At 71.7% G+C, this 14,203-nt stretch carries 15 protein-coding genes; 12 read left to right on the forward strand and 3 right to left on the reverse strand.

What is annotated here, in order from left to right:
* The first annotated feature begins 139 nt into the window (after positions 1–139).
* Genes leuC through ACO1X9_RS03215 form a run of 4 tightly spaced genes read left to right on the forward strand, consistent with a single transcriptional unit; the run spans position 140 to position 4,413 of the window.
* Positions 140–1,612: a 3-isopropylmalate dehydratase large subunit gene (leuC, locus tag ACO1X9_RS03200; protein WP_486349381.1), complete on the forward strand. Its 1,473-nt coding sequence runs from the start codon at positions 140–142 to the stop codon at positions 1,610–1,612.
* A gap of 2 nt (positions 1,613–1,614) precedes the next feature.
* Positions 1,615–2,211, forward strand: a complete 597-nt coding sequence (gene leuD, locus ACO1X9_RS03205; protein WP_486349382.1) for a 3-isopropylmalate dehydratase small subunit — start codon at positions 1,615–1,617, stop codon at positions 2,209–2,211.
* 19 nt (positions 2,212–2,230) lie between these two features.
* Positions 2,231–3,625 (forward strand): UDP-N-acetylglucosamine 1-carboxyvinyltransferase, encoded by a 1,395-nt coding sequence (gene murA / locus ACO1X9_RS03210; protein WP_486349383.1) that lies wholly within the window; start codon positions 2,231–2,233, stop codon positions 3,623–3,625.
* A 41-nt stretch (positions 3,626–3,666) separates the two neighbouring features.
* Complete coding sequence (locus ACO1X9_RS03215) at positions 3,667–4,413, forward strand: lysophospholipid acyltransferase family protein (RefSeq protein WP_486349384.1); 747 nt, start codon at positions 3,667–3,669, stop codon at positions 4,411–4,413.
* Here the strand turns inward: ACO1X9_RS03215 and ACO1X9_RS03220 are convergent.
* Positions 4,394–5,377: an AraC family transcriptional regulator gene (locus ACO1X9_RS03220; RefSeq protein ID WP_486349385.1), complete on the reverse strand. Its 984-nt coding sequence runs from the start codon at positions 5,375–5,377 to the stop codon at positions 4,394–4,396. The two genes, ACO1X9_RS03215 and ACO1X9_RS03220, sit on opposite strands and share 20 nt — an antisense overlap.
* Before the next feature lie 80 nt (positions 5,378–5,457).
* Between ACO1X9_RS03220 and ACO1X9_RS03225 the strand changes: the two genes are divergently transcribed.
* The gene (locus tag ACO1X9_RS03225) at positions 5,458–6,105 is read left to right on the forward strand and encodes an NAD(P)-dependent oxidoreductase (protein ID WP_486349386.1); all 648 of its coding nucleotides are present in this window, start codon (positions 5,458–5,460) and stop codon (positions 6,103–6,105) included.
* A gap of 28 nt (positions 6,106–6,133) precedes the next feature.
* Here ACO1X9_RS03225 and ACO1X9_RS03230 read toward each other — a convergent pair whose 3' ends face one another.
* Entirely contained in the window at positions 6,134–6,895 is a 762-nt protein-coding gene (locus tag ACO1X9_RS03230) for an EI24 domain-containing protein (protein WP_486349387.1), read from the reverse strand.
* A gap of 67 nt (positions 6,896–6,962) precedes the next feature.
* Here ACO1X9_RS03230 and ACO1X9_RS03235 point away from each other — a divergent pair, with 67 nt between their 5' ends.
* Genes ACO1X9_RS03235 through ACO1X9_RS03260 form a run of 6 tightly spaced genes read left to right on the forward strand, consistent with a single transcriptional unit; the run spans position 6,963 to position 13,426 of the window.
* Positions 6,963–7,994, forward strand: a complete 1,032-nt coding sequence (locus ACO1X9_RS03235) for an NAD(P)H-dependent glycerol-3-phosphate dehydrogenase (protein ID WP_486349396.1) — start codon at positions 6,963–6,965, stop codon at positions 7,992–7,994.
* Between the two features lie 43 nt (positions 7,995–8,037).
* On the forward strand, positions 8,038–8,796 hold the full coding sequence (locus ACO1X9_RS03240; protein WP_486349388.1) for an alpha/beta fold hydrolase: 759 nt from the start codon (positions 8,038–8,040) through the stop codon (positions 8,794–8,796).
* Complete coding sequence (locus tag ACO1X9_RS03245; RefSeq protein WP_486349389.1) at positions 8,793–10,367, forward strand: Mur ligase family protein; 1,575 nt, start codon at positions 8,793–8,795, stop codon at positions 10,365–10,367. Before ACO1X9_RS03240 ends, ACO1X9_RS03245 begins: the two co-directional genes overlap by 4 nt.
* A gap of 43 nt (positions 10,368–10,410) precedes the next feature.
* On the forward strand, positions 10,411–11,571 hold the full coding sequence (locus ACO1X9_RS03250; protein ID WP_486349390.1) for a D-alanine--D-alanine ligase family protein: 1,161 nt from the start codon (positions 10,411–10,413) through the stop codon (positions 11,569–11,571).
* On the forward strand, positions 11,571–12,761 hold the full coding sequence (locus ACO1X9_RS03255) for a hypothetical protein (RefSeq protein WP_486349391.1): 1,191 nt from the start codon (positions 11,571–11,573) through the stop codon (positions 12,759–12,761). Before ACO1X9_RS03250 ends, ACO1X9_RS03255 begins: the two co-directional genes overlap by 1 nt.
* Positions 12,758–13,426 (forward strand): M15 family metallopeptidase, encoded by a 669-nt coding sequence (locus ACO1X9_RS03260; RefSeq protein WP_486349392.1) that lies wholly within the window; start codon positions 12,758–12,760, stop codon positions 13,424–13,426. The genes ACO1X9_RS03255 and ACO1X9_RS03260 overlap by 4 nt, the downstream gene beginning before the upstream one ends.
* A 6-nt stretch (positions 13,427–13,432) precedes the next feature.
* Here ACO1X9_RS03260 and ACO1X9_RS03265 read toward each other — a convergent pair whose 3' ends face one another.
* Complete coding sequence (locus ACO1X9_RS03265) at positions 13,433–13,924, reverse strand: DUF3515 family protein (protein ID WP_486349393.1); 492 nt, start codon at positions 13,922–13,924, stop codon at positions 13,433–13,435.
* A gap of 23 nt (positions 13,925–13,947) precedes the next feature.
* Between ACO1X9_RS03265 and ACO1X9_RS03270 the strand changes: the two genes are divergently transcribed.
* Positions 13,948–14,203 (forward strand): AIR synthase related protein (locus ACO1X9_RS03270; RefSeq protein ID WP_486349394.1); only part of this gene is annotated, 256 nt, incomplete at its 3' end.

A 14,203-nucleotide genomic window follows, 5' to 3' on the forward strand; every position in this document is an offset into this window, starting at 1 on the left:
ACCGAGCGGTGCTACCCTCGGAGCATGCTCGCGCGGCTCCTTCTCCTTCCTCGCCGCGACGAGGCCTAGCCCCGGCCCCCTCGTCGCGGAGTGCCGTTGTGGCCGATCTCACTCGAGACCCTGAAGGAACCACGCACCCGTGAGCACCCAAGACCCCGCGGCCCCCGCGAAGACCCTCGCTGAGAAGGTCTGGCAGCAACACCTCGTCAAGCAGGGCGAGAACGGCGAGCCCGACCTCATCTACATCGACCTCCACCTCGTGCACGAGGTGACGAGCCCGCAGGCCTTCGACGGTCTCCGGCTGGCCGGTCGACGGCTCCGCCGCCCCGACCTGACGATCGCGACGGAAGACCACAACACCCCGACGCTCGAGATCGACAAGCCGATCGCCGACCTCACGAGTCGCACGCAGATCGAGGCGCTGCGCAAGAACTGCGCCGAGTTCGGCGTGCGGCTCCATCCGCTCGGCGACATCGAGCAGGGCATCGTGCATGTCGTCGGACCGCAGCTCGGGCTCACCCAGCCCGGCATCACCGTCGTCTGCGGCGACTCGCACACCTCGACCCACGGAGCCTTCGGCGCGATGGCGTTCGGCATCGGCACGAGCGAGGTCGAGCACGTCATGGCGACGCAGACGCTGCCGCTCACCCCGTTCAAGACGATGGCGATCACGGTCGAGGGCACGCTCCGCCCCGGGGTCACGGCGAAGGACATCATCCTCGCCGTCATCGCGAAGATCGGCGCCAACGGCGGCCAGGGCTACGTGCTCGAGTACCGCGGCTCCGCGATCCGCGCGCTGTCGATGGATGGCCGCATGACGATCTGCAACATGTCGATCGAGGCGGGCGCGCGGGCGGGCATGGTCGCCCCCGACCAGACGACGTACGACTACCTCAAGGGTCGCGCGCACGCCCCGCAGGGCGCGGACTGGGATGCGGCGGTCGCCTATTGGGAGACTCTGCGCACCGACGACGACGCGGTGTTCGACGCCGAGGTCTTCCTCGACGCGAACGAGCTGGAGCCGTTCGTCACGTGGGGCACCAACCCGGGTCAGGGCGTCTCGCTGAACGACACCGTGCCCGACCCGGCATCCATCTCCGACCCCAACGAGAAGGCCGCCGCCGAGCGGGCGCTCGAGTACATGGACCTCGCGGCGGGCACGCCGATGAAGGACATCAGGGTCGACGCCGTCTTCATGGGGTCGTGCACCAACAGCCGACTGGATGACCTGCGCACCTTCGCGTCGATCATCAAGGGCAAGAAGAAGGCCGACCACGTGCGCGTCATGGTCGTGCCGGGCTCGGCGCGCGTGCGGCTCGAGGCCGAAGCCGAGGGGATCGACAAGATCGTCGAGGAGTTCGGCGGTGAGTGGCGCTTCGCGGGCTGCTCGATGTGCCTCGGCATGAACCCCGACCAGCTCGCGCCGGGGGAGCGCTGCGCGTCGACGAGCAACCGCAACTTCGAGGGACGCCAGGGCAAGGGCGGGCGCACGCACCTCGTGTCGCCCGTCGTTGCGGCTGCCACCGCCATCCGCGGCACGCTCTCGGCACCGTCGGATCTCGGGGATCGAGTAGCCGACGAAGTCGGCGTATCGAGATCGGTGGAGGTCTGACCGTGGAGAAGTTCGAGACCGTCACCGGCACCGCCATCCCGCTGCCGCGCAGCGCCGTCGACACCGACCAGATCATTCCCGCGGTGTTCCTCAAGCGCATCGTGAAGACCGGCTACGACGACGCCCTCTTCCACGAGTGGCGCAAAGACGAGACGTTCGTGCTCAACCAGCCGTGGGCGGCCGGGGCGACCGTGCTCCTCGCCGGCCCCGACTTCGGCACCGGCTCCTCGCGCGAGCACGCGGTCTGGGCCCTCCGCGACTACGGCTTCAAGGCGGTCATCGCGCCGCGCTTCGGCGACATCTTCCGCGGCAACTCCGGCAAGCAGGGACTGCTCGCCGCGACGGTCACGGAGCCCGAGATCGAGGCGTTCTGGGCGGCCATCGAGGCGCAGCCGGGCGTCGCCGCGACGGTCGACCTCCTAGCACGAACGGTGACCGTCGGCGACCTCCAGGCGTCATTCCAGGTGGACGATTACACTCGCTGGAGATTGCTGGAAGGGCTCGACGACATCGGGCTCACGCTGCGCGACGAAGCGCGGATCACCGAGTTCGAAGCCGGGCGCGAGCCTTGGAGGCCGACGACTCTCCCCGTCCGCTGAACCGGAAGTCGCAGAAACAATGGGAACCCTCGTGAACGATGCCTCGGAGCTCGACGGGCTCGCGAAGGACGCGGCGAAGGCCGGGGAGCGCGTGGGCCTCAAGGCCGACTCGATCGTCATCCGCGGCGGGAAGCCGCTCCACGGCCGCGTCGACGTGCGCGGAGCGAAGAACCTCGTCACCAAGGCGATGGTGGCCTCGCTCCTGGGTCGCACGCCGAGTGTGCTGAGCGACATCCCGCAGATCTCCGAGATCCAGGTCGTCACCAACATGCTCCAGGCGTACGGGGTGGCGGTGACGAGCCCCGAAGACGGCGTGCTCGTGATGGACCCGTCCAACGTCGAGCGCGCCAAGTTCGCGGAGATCGACGCGCTCGCGGGCTCGAGCCGCATCCCGATCCTGTTCTGCGGGCCGCTGCTGCACGCCCTCGGCGAGGCGCTCATCCCCGACCTCGGCGGCTGCCGCATCGGCGACCGCCCGATCGACTTCCACCTCGACGCCCTCCGCGCCTTCGGGGCGATCGTCGACAAGTCCTACGAGGGCATCCGGATCACCGCTCCCCAGGGTCTCCACGGCGCGAACATCGAGCTGCCCTACCCGAGCGTGGGAGCCACCGAGCAGGTGCTGCTGACGGCCGTGCGCGCGAAGGGCGTGACGGAGCTGAAGAACGCCGCGATCGAGCCCGAGATCATGGACCTCATCGCGATCCTTCAGAAGATGGGCGCCATCATCTGGATGGAACCCAACCGCACGATCTTCATCGAGGGCGTCGACCAGCTCACCGGCTACGCCCACCGCGCGATCTTCGACCGCAACGAGGCCGCATCGTGGGCCTCGGCCGCGCTCGCGACCCAGGGTGACATCTTCGTCGCCGGTGCGCGCCAGCAGGAGCTCATGACGTTCCTCAACGTCTTCCGCAAGGTGGGCGGCGCGTTCGACGTGCAGGAGGACGGCATCCGGTTCTATCACCCGGGTGGGCCGCTCACACCGGTGCAGGTCGAGACCGACGTGCACCCCGGCTTCATGACCGACTGGCAGCAGCCGCTCATCGTCGCGCTCACGCAGGCCGAGGGTGTCTCGGTCGTGCACGAGACCGTGTACGAGAACCGCCTCGGCTTCACCGACGCGCTCGTCGAGATGGGCGCCGACATCGTCGTGCACAGTGACGGGCTCGAGTCGGTGACCCGGCGCGTGCCGCGACGCAAGCTCGAGCAGGCCGCCGTCATCACGGGTCCGACGAAGCTGCATGCGGCGGATGTGCGCGTCCCCGATCTGCGCGGCGGGTTCAGCTACCTCATCGCGGCCCTCGCGGCCGAGGGCACGTCGACCGTCAGCAACCTCGGGCTCATCAGCCGCGGCTACGAGCGTTTCGTGCAGAAGCTCGAGAGCCTCGGGGCCGACTTCGACCTCGTCTAGCCTCCGTTGCGGGCCCGGCGGGCCCCACTAGTCTCGGGTGCATGGCGCGACGCAGGCCCGAGAAGATCCTCCGCTGGCGGGTCGTGGCGGGCATCGCGATCCCGATCTTCGAGTTCGTCGCGCGGTACCGGATGCGCGGGCTCGACCACATCCCGAAGCGCGGCGCGTTCGTCATCGCGCCCAACCACGTCACCAACTTCGACCCGCTGACGACGGCCTACCTCGTCTGGCGAGGGGGTCGCGTGCCGCGGTTCCTCGCGAAGGCGAGCCTGTTCAAGGTGCCGGCCCTCGGCTGGCTGTTGCGCTTCACGGGCCAGATCCCGGTCGAGCGCGACGGCTCGGGACCCGACCCGCTCAAGGCGGCGACGCGGCTCATCGACGAGGAGCTCGCCGTCATCGTCTACCCCGAGGGCACGTTGACCCGCGACCCCGACGAGTGGCCGATGCGCGGCAAGTCGGGCGCCGTGCGGCTCGCCCTGCAGCACGACATCCCGCTCGTGCCGATGGCGCACTGGGGCGTGCAGCGCATCCTGCCCCGCTACGGCGGGCGACTCTCGCTGTTCCCCCGCAAGAGCGTCGAGATGCTCGTCGGAGCGCCGATCGACCTCACGCCGTGGGCCGGTCGGGCGAGCGACCCGAAGGCCCTCGTCGAGGCGACGACGGTGCTCATGGACGAGATCGCCCGTCTGGTCGGTGAGCTGCGCGGCGAGACACCGCCCGCCGAACGCTGGAACCCCGTCGCCCACGGTCAGACCGAATGGGGCAGGTTCACCCCGCCGACGCGGTGACGCGTGCCCTCCGCACGCGACCGGGCGTCTCGCCTGTGACGCGCGCGTAGGCGCGACTGAAGGCCGCCTCCGAGCCGTACCCGAACATCCCGGCGACGTTCGCGACGGTGTCGCCGGCGAGCAGCCGCCGCCGTGCCGCGCGCATGCGCCACTCGGTCACGTACTGCATGGCCGGGATGCCGACGGCGCTCGTGAAGCGGGCGGCGAACGCGGAGCGCGACATCCGGGCGCCCGAGGCGAGGTCGTCGAGTGTCCATGCCCGCCCGGGTTCGCGGTGCACGGCGGCGAGCACCGGTCCGAGTGCGGGGTCGCGGAACGCGGTGAGCCAGCCGACGCCGCCGTCGGGCTCCGCCGCGAGCCAGGCACGCACGGCCTCGACGACGAGCACGTCGGCGAGGCGGGTGGCGACGGCCTCGCCGCCGGGGCGCGGGTCGACCATCTCGTCGACGATGAGCGTCACGAGGGCGCGGAGGTTCGGATGCTCGGTCGTCGAGAGCACGATGACGTGCGGCAGGACGGCGAGCACCTCCTGCGCCTCCGCGGAGTCGAACGCGACGATGCCGCACAGCACCGCGACGGGGGCGGGGGCCTCGGGCGTCGCCTCGGGTCCGATCCGGAGCACCGAGAAGTGGTCGCCGAGGTAGGTCTGCGGCAGCTCGTCCGCGCGGCCCAGGGTCGGCATGCCCGGGCGGGAGCTCAGCACGTGACCGAGGCCACGGGGCACGATCGCGACGTGGCCCGGCTCGAGCAGCACGGGGTCGGCGTCGTCGAACTCGAGCCACACGCTCCCGCGCGCGGCGATGTGGAAGCCGAGCGCGTCGGGCAGGGTCGGCATCCGCACCGCGACGGGGACGGTCGACTCGGTCCAGGAGTAGAAGGCGCCGCGCATCCGCACGTCGTAGAGGGCGTCGGTGAGCGGGTCGCGCGGGCGCCACGGGGCGGTCAGGGCGAAGGTGTCCGTCACCGCACCTCCTAGGACGATCGATCAATCAATGCAGACGTTTGACGATAGAACGTCCCGCCCTGGGAAGGGAAGCTCGGGGCATGAGAATCCTGGTGATCGGCGCCTCCGGTGGATCCGGCCGCGCCGTCTGCGACGAACTGCTCGACCGCGGTCACACCGTGACCGCCTTCGCCCGCCGTGCGGGCGAGCTCCCCGACCGGCCCGGGCTCGCCCGCGTGCCGGGTGACGCGACGAACCCCGACGACCTCGACCGCGTGCTGCCCGGGCACGACGCGGTGGTCGTCATCCTCGGCATCTCCGAGCCGATGATGCGCGTCCGACTCCGCGGCGCGAGCGGCACCTACGACGACATCCGCTCGCGGGGTACGCACGCGATCGTCGCGGCCGCCCGCCGTGCCGGCATCGAGCGGATCGTCGTGCAGTCGTCCTACGGCGTCGGCGAGACGCGGCACCTGCTGCCGTTCGCCTCCAGAGTGCTGTTCGCCGTCATGATCAAGCCGCAGATCGCCGATACCGAGGTGCAAGAGCACATCGTGCGGGCGAGCGGCCTCGACTGGACGCTCGTGCAGCCCGTCTACCTCACCGACGGGGAACGCGCGGAGCCCTACCTCTCGATCGACGGCTCGACGCGGCACTCGAAGGTCTCCCGGGCGACGCTCGCCCGCGTGAGCGCCGACCTCGCCACGACGCGCGACCACGTCGGCGCGACGGTGAGCGTCTCGGGCTGAGACTCGGCGCCCGGTGGTCGGGCAGCGACTACTCGACCACCGGGTCGGGGGCCTCGAGCAGGTCCCGCGTGAGGAACGCCGACCCGGCGACCGCCGCGGGCATCGCGATCACCGCGCCGAGCGGAACGAGGTAGCACAGCTGCACGGCGACGCCGAAGCCGAACGCGCGGGCCCGGCGGCCCCGTCGCACGCGGGACCGGGCTCCGCCGTCGAGCCCGCGGCGGGCGAGCGGCGCGAAGGTCAGTTCGCGTGAGAGCCCCCACGCGGTGAGCACGAAGCCGATCACGGCGGCGAGCGCCGCCCCGACGGCGGGGATGAGGCCGAGCAGGAGCACGACGAGGCTCGCGCCGATCGACTGCAGGACGAGCACGAGGGTCGCGCCCGCCGTCGCCCAGAAGCCTGCCGGAGTGCCGGCGGCGATCTCTCCGCGCGACTCGTCGGCCGCCGCCTGGATGCGGTCGTAGAACGGTGCGCCGACCAGCAGGGTCACCGCCGTGAACGTGCGGGCGGCGAGGAACAGGGTCGCGATCACGAGGGCGACGCCGAGCAGGATGCGCAGCAGGTCGCGCCAGCCGCCCCAGTCGGCGGCGAAGCCGGTGAGCGACGTCGTGATCGGATCGACGAAGACCCCGAGCACGACGATCACCGCGACGATCGTCGCCGCCACGATCGCGGCGGGGAGCAGCCCGAGCCACATGAGTCCCGGCCGCTCGCGCCAGAAGGCGAAACCACGGCCCAGCGTTCCGAACCCGGCGACGAACTCGCGGATCGGACTCGTGCGAGCAGCCATGGGCTCAGGCTACCCACCCGGCAATCCGCCCACCCCCGCCCGGTACTGCGAGAATGGCCCGGTGACGATGACCCAGCCCCTCGTCCTCCCCGACATCGGTCGCCGGGTCGCCGTCCTCGGCGCAGGATCGTGGGGCACGACGTTCGCCAAGATCCTCGCCGACGCCGGCAACAGCGTCGCCCTGTGGGCCCGTCGCCCGGAGCTCGCGCGCGAGATCATGCAGTCGCGACGCAACTCCGACTACCTGCCGGGCATCAACCTGCCCCGCACGCTCGGCTCGAGCACACGCCTCGACGAGGTGCTGCGCGACGCCGAGCACGTCTACCTCTCGGTGCCGTCGCAGTCGCTGCGCGAGAACCTGCGCATCGTGAAAGACCTCATCCCGCCGGATGCGATCGTCGTGTCGCTCATGAAGGGCGTCGAGCGCGGCACGCTCGCCCGCATGAGCGAAGTGATCCTCGCCGAACTCGAGATCGACCCGGCACGCGTCGCGGTCGTGAGCGGCCCGAACCTCGCCCTCGAGATCGCGAAAGAGCAGCCCACGGCGGCGGTCGTGTCGAGCGCGAGTCTCGCCACGGCATCCGATGTCGCGATGGCGGCGACCAACCGCTACTTCCGCTGCTTCGTGAACACGGATGTCATCGGCACCGAGTTCGGCGGAGTGCTCAAGAACCTCATCGCCGTCGCGATCGGCATCGTCGACGGCGTCGGCTACGGCGAGAACACGAAGGCGTCGATCATCACGCGCGGGCTCGTCGAGATGACCGACTTCGCCGTCGCCTACGGGGCGCTCGCCGAGACGATGTCGGGTCTCGCGGGCCTCGGCGACCTCATCGCGACGTGCGAGTCGTCGCTGTCGCGCAACAACACCGCCGGTCGGCTGCTCGGCCAGGGCTACGACTACGCCGAGGTGGTCAAGCAGATGAACCAGACGGCGGAGGGGCTCGCCTCGGTCGCACCGGTGCTCGAGCTCGCCGCGGCGAAAGGTGTCGAGATGCCGATCGTCATGCAGGTCGCCGAGGTGCTCGCCGGCACGCTCCCGCCGCGCGACCTCGCGCCGCATCTGACCACCGACACCGTCGAGCCCCAGGGGGAGTGACCCGCGGGCTCCCGCGGCGAGAACCCTCGGTACGCTGGGGGACGTGATCACCGTGCTGGCGGAAGGACGCGTCCTCGCCGAGAAGATCGGCGGGGTTCCCCCGAAGGTCGTCGCCCTCCACGGCTGGGGCCGATCCGGCCGTGACTTCGTCGACCTGCTCGACGGTCTCCACGCCGTCGCCCTGCACCTGCCGGGGTTCGGCATCGCCGAGACGCCCGCAGAGGTCTGGGGCACGCCGGAGTACGCCGACCACGTCATCACCGCGCTCGAGGAGACCGGACCGGTCGTGCTCGTCGGCCACTCCTTCGGCGGCCGCGTGGCGGTGCGCATCGCGGCACGACGGCCCGACCTCGTGCGCGGTCTCGTGCTCACGGGGGTGCCGCTCGTGCGCGCGACCCCCGCCCGCCGGCCCGCCCTCGGCTACCGCGTCGTGCGGTGGCTCGCGCGCCGCGGCCTCGTGTCGCAGGCCCGACTCGATCGGCAACGTGAGAAGCACGGCTCCGCCGACTATCGCGCCGCGTCCGGCGTGATGCGCGACGTGCTCGTGCGCGTCATCAACGAGGACTACCGCGACGACCTCGCGCGCGTGACCGCGCCCACGCGGCTGGTCTGGGGCGCGCGCGACGATCAGGCGCCCGCCGAGGGCGGCCGGATCGCGGTCGGCCTCGTGGCGGGGGCGACCTACCGCGAGGAGGCGGGCGGCCACCTGCTCGAGGGCCCCGTCGCCGTCGCCGTCCGCGACGAGCTCGACGCGCTGCTCTCCGAACTCGACGGCGTCGCACCGCGAGGGGGTCGGGGATGATCGCCCTCGTCGAGCCCCTCGCCCTCGCGATCACCGCCGTCGTCGCGGTCGTGGCCGGCGTGCCGACCGCGAGCCGGTGGCTGCGGGTGGCCCAGCGGGAGCACTACATCCCGAGCTGGACGACGCGCCTCGCGCGGCTCTGGTACGCGCGGCAGCCGGTCAACCTCGCGGTCGCGGCGGTCGCGGTCGCCCTCGCGGTCGTCGCGGCGTTCGCCCCGCAGCTGCACGCCCTCGCGTACGCGGGTGTCGTCGCGGCCGCCGTCGCCGCGTTCGTGCCGCTCGGCCTCCCGGTGCGCGGCACGAGTTCACCCCTCGCACCGACGCCGCGCCTCCGCCGCCTCCTCGGCGTCTGGATCGTGCTCATGCTGCTCGTCGCGGCGCTGCTCACCCTCGCCGTGGGTACCGGCGGCCCAGCGATCGCGCTCCTGCTGGCGCCCCTCGTCACCGACGCGGCGCTCGGGGTGATGCGTCCCGTCGAGAAGCGGCTGCAGCGGCGCTTCCTGGTGAGCGCGCGGGAACGCCTCGCCCGGGTGCGGCCCAAGATCGTCGCCATCACCGGGTCGTACGGCAAGACGTCGACGAAGAACTACGTCGCGCAGGTGCTCGACGGCTCGTTCTCGGTCATCGCGTCTCCGGCATCCTTCAACAACCTCATGGGACTCTCGCGGGCCGTCAACGACCGCGTCGTGCCGGGCACCGACGTGTTCGTGGCGGAGATGGGGGTCTACGGCGAGGGCGAGATCCGCGAACTGTCGCAGAGCTTCCCGCCGGACATCGCCGCGATCACGACGATCGGTGAGGCACACCTCGAGCGGATGGGCTCGCGGGCCGCGATCGCCCGGGCGAAGTCGGAGATCACCGAGCGCGCCGCGACGGTCGTGCTCCCGGTCGACGAGCCGGAACTCGTCGCGCTCGTCGAGCGCTGCCGCGCCGAGGGCAAGCGCGTCGTCACGGTGTCGGTGCGCGCGGAGGCGGACGCCGACGTGGTCGTGAGTGCCGCCACCGGTCGCGTGTCGGTGCGCGGTGCCGCGGGGGAGCGGCAGACCGCGACCCTCGAACTGCCGCCGGCCGGTCACGCCGTGAACGTGGCCGTCACGATCGGTATCGCCGTCGCGCTCGGGCTCTCGCTCGACACCGTCGCCCCGCGGCTCGCGGGCCTGCGGGGCGCTCAGCACCGTGCCGAGATCGTGCACGCCGACTCCGGTGCCGCCGTGATCGACGACACCTACAACGCCAACCCGGTCGGCGCCGCCACGGCCGTGGCCACCGCGGCGGAACTCGCCCGCACCCGCGGCGGAGAGCTCGTCGTCGTCAGCCCCGGAATGATCGAGCTCGGCCCGGTGCAGTCCGAGCGCAACCGCGCCTTCGCCGCCGCGATCGCCGCCGAGGGCGGGCACCTGCTCGTGCTCGGACGCACCAACCGCCGCGCCCTCCTCGAGGGTGCCTCGGGCGGCCGCCACGCGCCGCGCGCGCTCGCCGACCGTCCGACGGCGGTCGCGGCCGCGCTGGAGATCGCGGGCGAGCGAGGCGTTATCCTCTACGAGAACGACATCCCCGATCACTATCCCTGAGCCAGGGCGTCGGGAAGCAGGCCAGGGAGTGGTGAGTACAGCGATGAGTGGCGTCAGCACGGGCCGGTCGACGTGGGCGGTCGTCTTCGGCGGTCCGTCCCCCGAGCACGAGATCTCGATCCTCACGGGCCTCCAGGCAGAGCGCGTGCTCACCGGCGCGGGCGACGAGGTCGTCGCGCTGTACTGGGCGCCGTCGGGCGAGTGGTTCCAGGTGCCCGCTGGCAGCGAGGCGAAGGACTACCTCGACGGCGTGCCCACGGGAGCCAAGCCCGTCGACCTGATCCTGTCGGGCGACCCGGGCCTCTACCGCCGCAAGCGCCTCGGCACCGACAAGATCGTCGTCGATGCGGCCCTGCTCTGCCTGCACGGCGGTGTCGGCGAGGGCGGCGGCGCGGCCGCGGTGTTCGACCTCCTCGGCATCCCCGCGACCGGGTCGAGTCTGTTCGCCGGAGCCGTCGGCATGGACAAGCTCGCCTTCGGTGGGCTCATGGGCGTGTCGGGTGTCGCGACGCTCCCGCGCGAGGCGTTGTCGCCGACCGTCGAGCCGACCTTCCCCGGGCCGTACATCGTGAAGCCGCGGTTCGGCGGATCGTCGATCGGCATCGAGATCGCCGACGACATCGCGTCGGCCCGCGGCATCGGTGCGGCGAGCGCCCAGCTGCGCGCAGGTGCCGTCGTCGAGCCGTACCGCCCTGAGCTCGTCGACCTCAACATCTCGTTCCGCACCTTCCCCGAGCTGCTCACCACGGCGGTCGAGAAGCCGCTGCGCGGCGACACGAAGACGGGCCTCTACTCGTACGCTGAGAAGTACCTCGCCGGCGGCTCGGGCGCCCACGCCGGACTCACGAGCGCTCCGCGCGAGTTCCCCGCCGACCTTCCCGCCGCCGTCGCGGCCGAGGCCGACCGGATGGCGCGCCGGGTCGCCGAGGTCACCGGGCTCACCGGCGTGGTGCGCGTCGACCTGCTCCACGACACCGCGACCGGCGAACTCTTCGTCAACGAGGTGAACTCGATCCCCGGGGCGCTCTCGCTCTACCTGTGGGCGCCGACCGCGTCGGCCGCCGAGGTGCTGCGCGCCGCGCTCGTCGAGGCCCGCGACCGCCCGTTCCGGCTGCCGGTCGGCGGGTTCGGTGCGGGGGCGGCGCTCCGGGCGGCCGGGGGCATCGCGGCCAAGCTCGTCGGTCTCGACGGGCCGCGCGGCTGATGCCCGCCCCCACGGTCGCTCGGCGGGCGACGGCAGCTCGCGAGGAGACCCGTGGCAGTCTGCTCGCGAAAGCCCTTCGCGCTCTCCGCCGACACCTGGCCCGACCGGTCATCCGCTTCAACATCGTCGCCGCGGCGCTCTGCTTCGTCGTCTACTTCGTGCTCTACACCGCGATCGACCCGGTGCCGCCGATCGTCGACGTCATCCAGCAGGTGCTCCTCGTGCTCGCCTCGGTGCTGATCGGTCTGTCCTTCGCACCCGAGCTGAAGCAGGACCTGTGGCGGCTCAAGCCTTCGCATGTGCGTCGGCTCATCCCCGTCAAAGACCAGGTGCTCCTGGCGAAGGCCCTCATCGGGGCGGCGAGCAGCGACGACGACGGACGCGCCCCGGACTCCAGCTGGTCAGACCTCGTCTGGCGGCAGGCGCTGGCCCCCCTGTTGGACGCCTCCCGTCACCGGTGGCAGGTCGTCTACGACATGGACTACCGCATCGAGGTGCACAAGCCCGAGGATCGCGACTTCGACGGTGAGACGCTCCGCGTGGTGCCGTTCACCGCCGACAGCCGCTCGGAACGCATCCTGGCCCGCGACGATCCGCGCGACAACCCGCCGAGCGCCGTGGTATCGATCACCCGCACGCGGGACGCGCTCATGCGCGAGTTCGAGAATCCCGAGTGCATCCTCCGCGAGCTCGTGCCGCTGGACGGCCTCGACCCCGAGGCGTGGCGTCGCGCCGTGATCGCGACGTGTCAGCCACTGCTCGAGATCGACTCTCGCGACGTTTCGCTCGTCGCCGTCGAGCCCGACCCCGAGGATGCCCGCGAGCAGGACGTCGTCCGATTCAGGACCAGGGATGTCTTCGAGCGATCGACCGAGCGGAAGCTCGTGAGGGTGCGCATCGACGCCTTCCTCGACCCGGCCGAGTGCGACTTCCCGGTAGCCTTCTCGGGCTACTACTGCGCCGGTCACACACAGGTCGAGTTCAAGTTGCGCGACCACCCGGGCGTCACCCTCAATGCCAGCCACTTCTTCGGCAGGGGGCTCCACCAGGAAGGCCATCCGGAACTCAGTCGACGCACGACGGGGAGCACCCAGGAGGTGCATTTCTCGACAGGCCGTGACGCGGTCCTCTGGCCCGGCAGCGGCATCCTTTTCCACTGGCAACGTCAGAGCGGCGGGGGCGCGGCGTGATCAGGCTCGACCCCATCCCCGCGGGGATGCGGGTTCCGCCGGCGCCGCCGCTCACGCTGCCCCCGTCGCTCGACGACGGTGCCCCTCCGCGCGTCCACGACCTCGGCGAACCGCTGATCGAGCTCCCGCCGGAACTGCCCCGGCGACTGGTCTACGACGAACTCCCGCTACCGGCACGCGCGTCGCCGCTGCTGCGCTCGGGCACGGTCGAGCGGCTCGTCGCGGCACACGCGGCGCTCCCCGAACCGTTCGGGTTACTCGTGCTCGATGGGTGGCGCAGTGTCGACTTCCAACATCGGCTGCTCGCGTACTACCGGGAGCGGCATCCCGACCTCGGCGAGGGGTTCGTCGCCGACCCGGACGATGGCCTGCTCGCGCCGCACACCACGGGCGGCGCCGTCGACCTCACCCTCACCATCGAAGGGCGGGCCGTCGCGCTCGGGACCGACTTCGACGCGTTCGACGCGGCGGCGGCGCTCACGTCGTTCGAGGATCAGCCGGGAGCGGTGCGAGACCTGCGCCGACTGCTCGCATCCTGCCTCACCGACGCCGGCTTCGCGCCCTACCCGCAGGAGTGGTGGCACTGGTCCTACGGGGAACAGTGGTGGGCCGCCGCGACCAGGCGCGACGCCACGATCTACGGTGTGGTCGACGCGCCGACCTGACCGCCCTCAACTCGACGGCGTGACGGTGTCGTCGGTGTCGAGGCACTGCCGCCCGTTCTCGGGCAGGTACGACACCGCCTCTGAGATCTCGTCGAGCGCCACTCCGGGACCACCGGTGATCTCGTCGTCGACGACGACGCGGATGGCGGGGTCGCGTCCGTAGGTCGTGAACGCGTAGCCGGCATCCACCACCTCGCGCAGCCAGAAGATGCCGTTGTACTCGATGCAGTCGACGTCGGACACCTCGGGCACCGGCACGCCGCAGTAGAGGAGTGCGACGGTCGGGGCACCCCACGCGGCGGTGCCCTGCGCGTCGGTGGTGCGCAGCGCGTAGTCGCCGATCGCCTGCGGCTCCGGGTGGTAGAGGCGGGCGATGACGTCGGCGCAGCCGGGATCGTTCGCGAACTGGGCGGCGGGGGACAGGGCGACCGTCGCCGAGCAGCCCGCGAGGCCCGTCGCGAGGGCGAGCGCGGCGAGGATGGCCGGAATGCGTCTCATCACGTCCAGGCTAGCCTGGCGGAATGACGGGGCTCGGCGAGACGGCGGTCGACACCGCCGGCGGGACGCTGGGCGAGCTGGGGGAGGCCGCGGTGCTCGCGCGCATCTTCCCGCGCCTGCCCGACTCGGCCTCCACCCTCGTCGGCTCGGGCGACGACGCCGCCGTGCTCTCCGCCCCCGACGGACGTTTCGTGGTCACGACCGACACCATGACCCACGGACCCGATTTCCGCCTGGCCTGGTCGACGCCGCACGACCTCGGCTGGAAAGCGGCCGCGA

The organism is Pseudolysinimonas sp. (assembly GCF_057350545.1).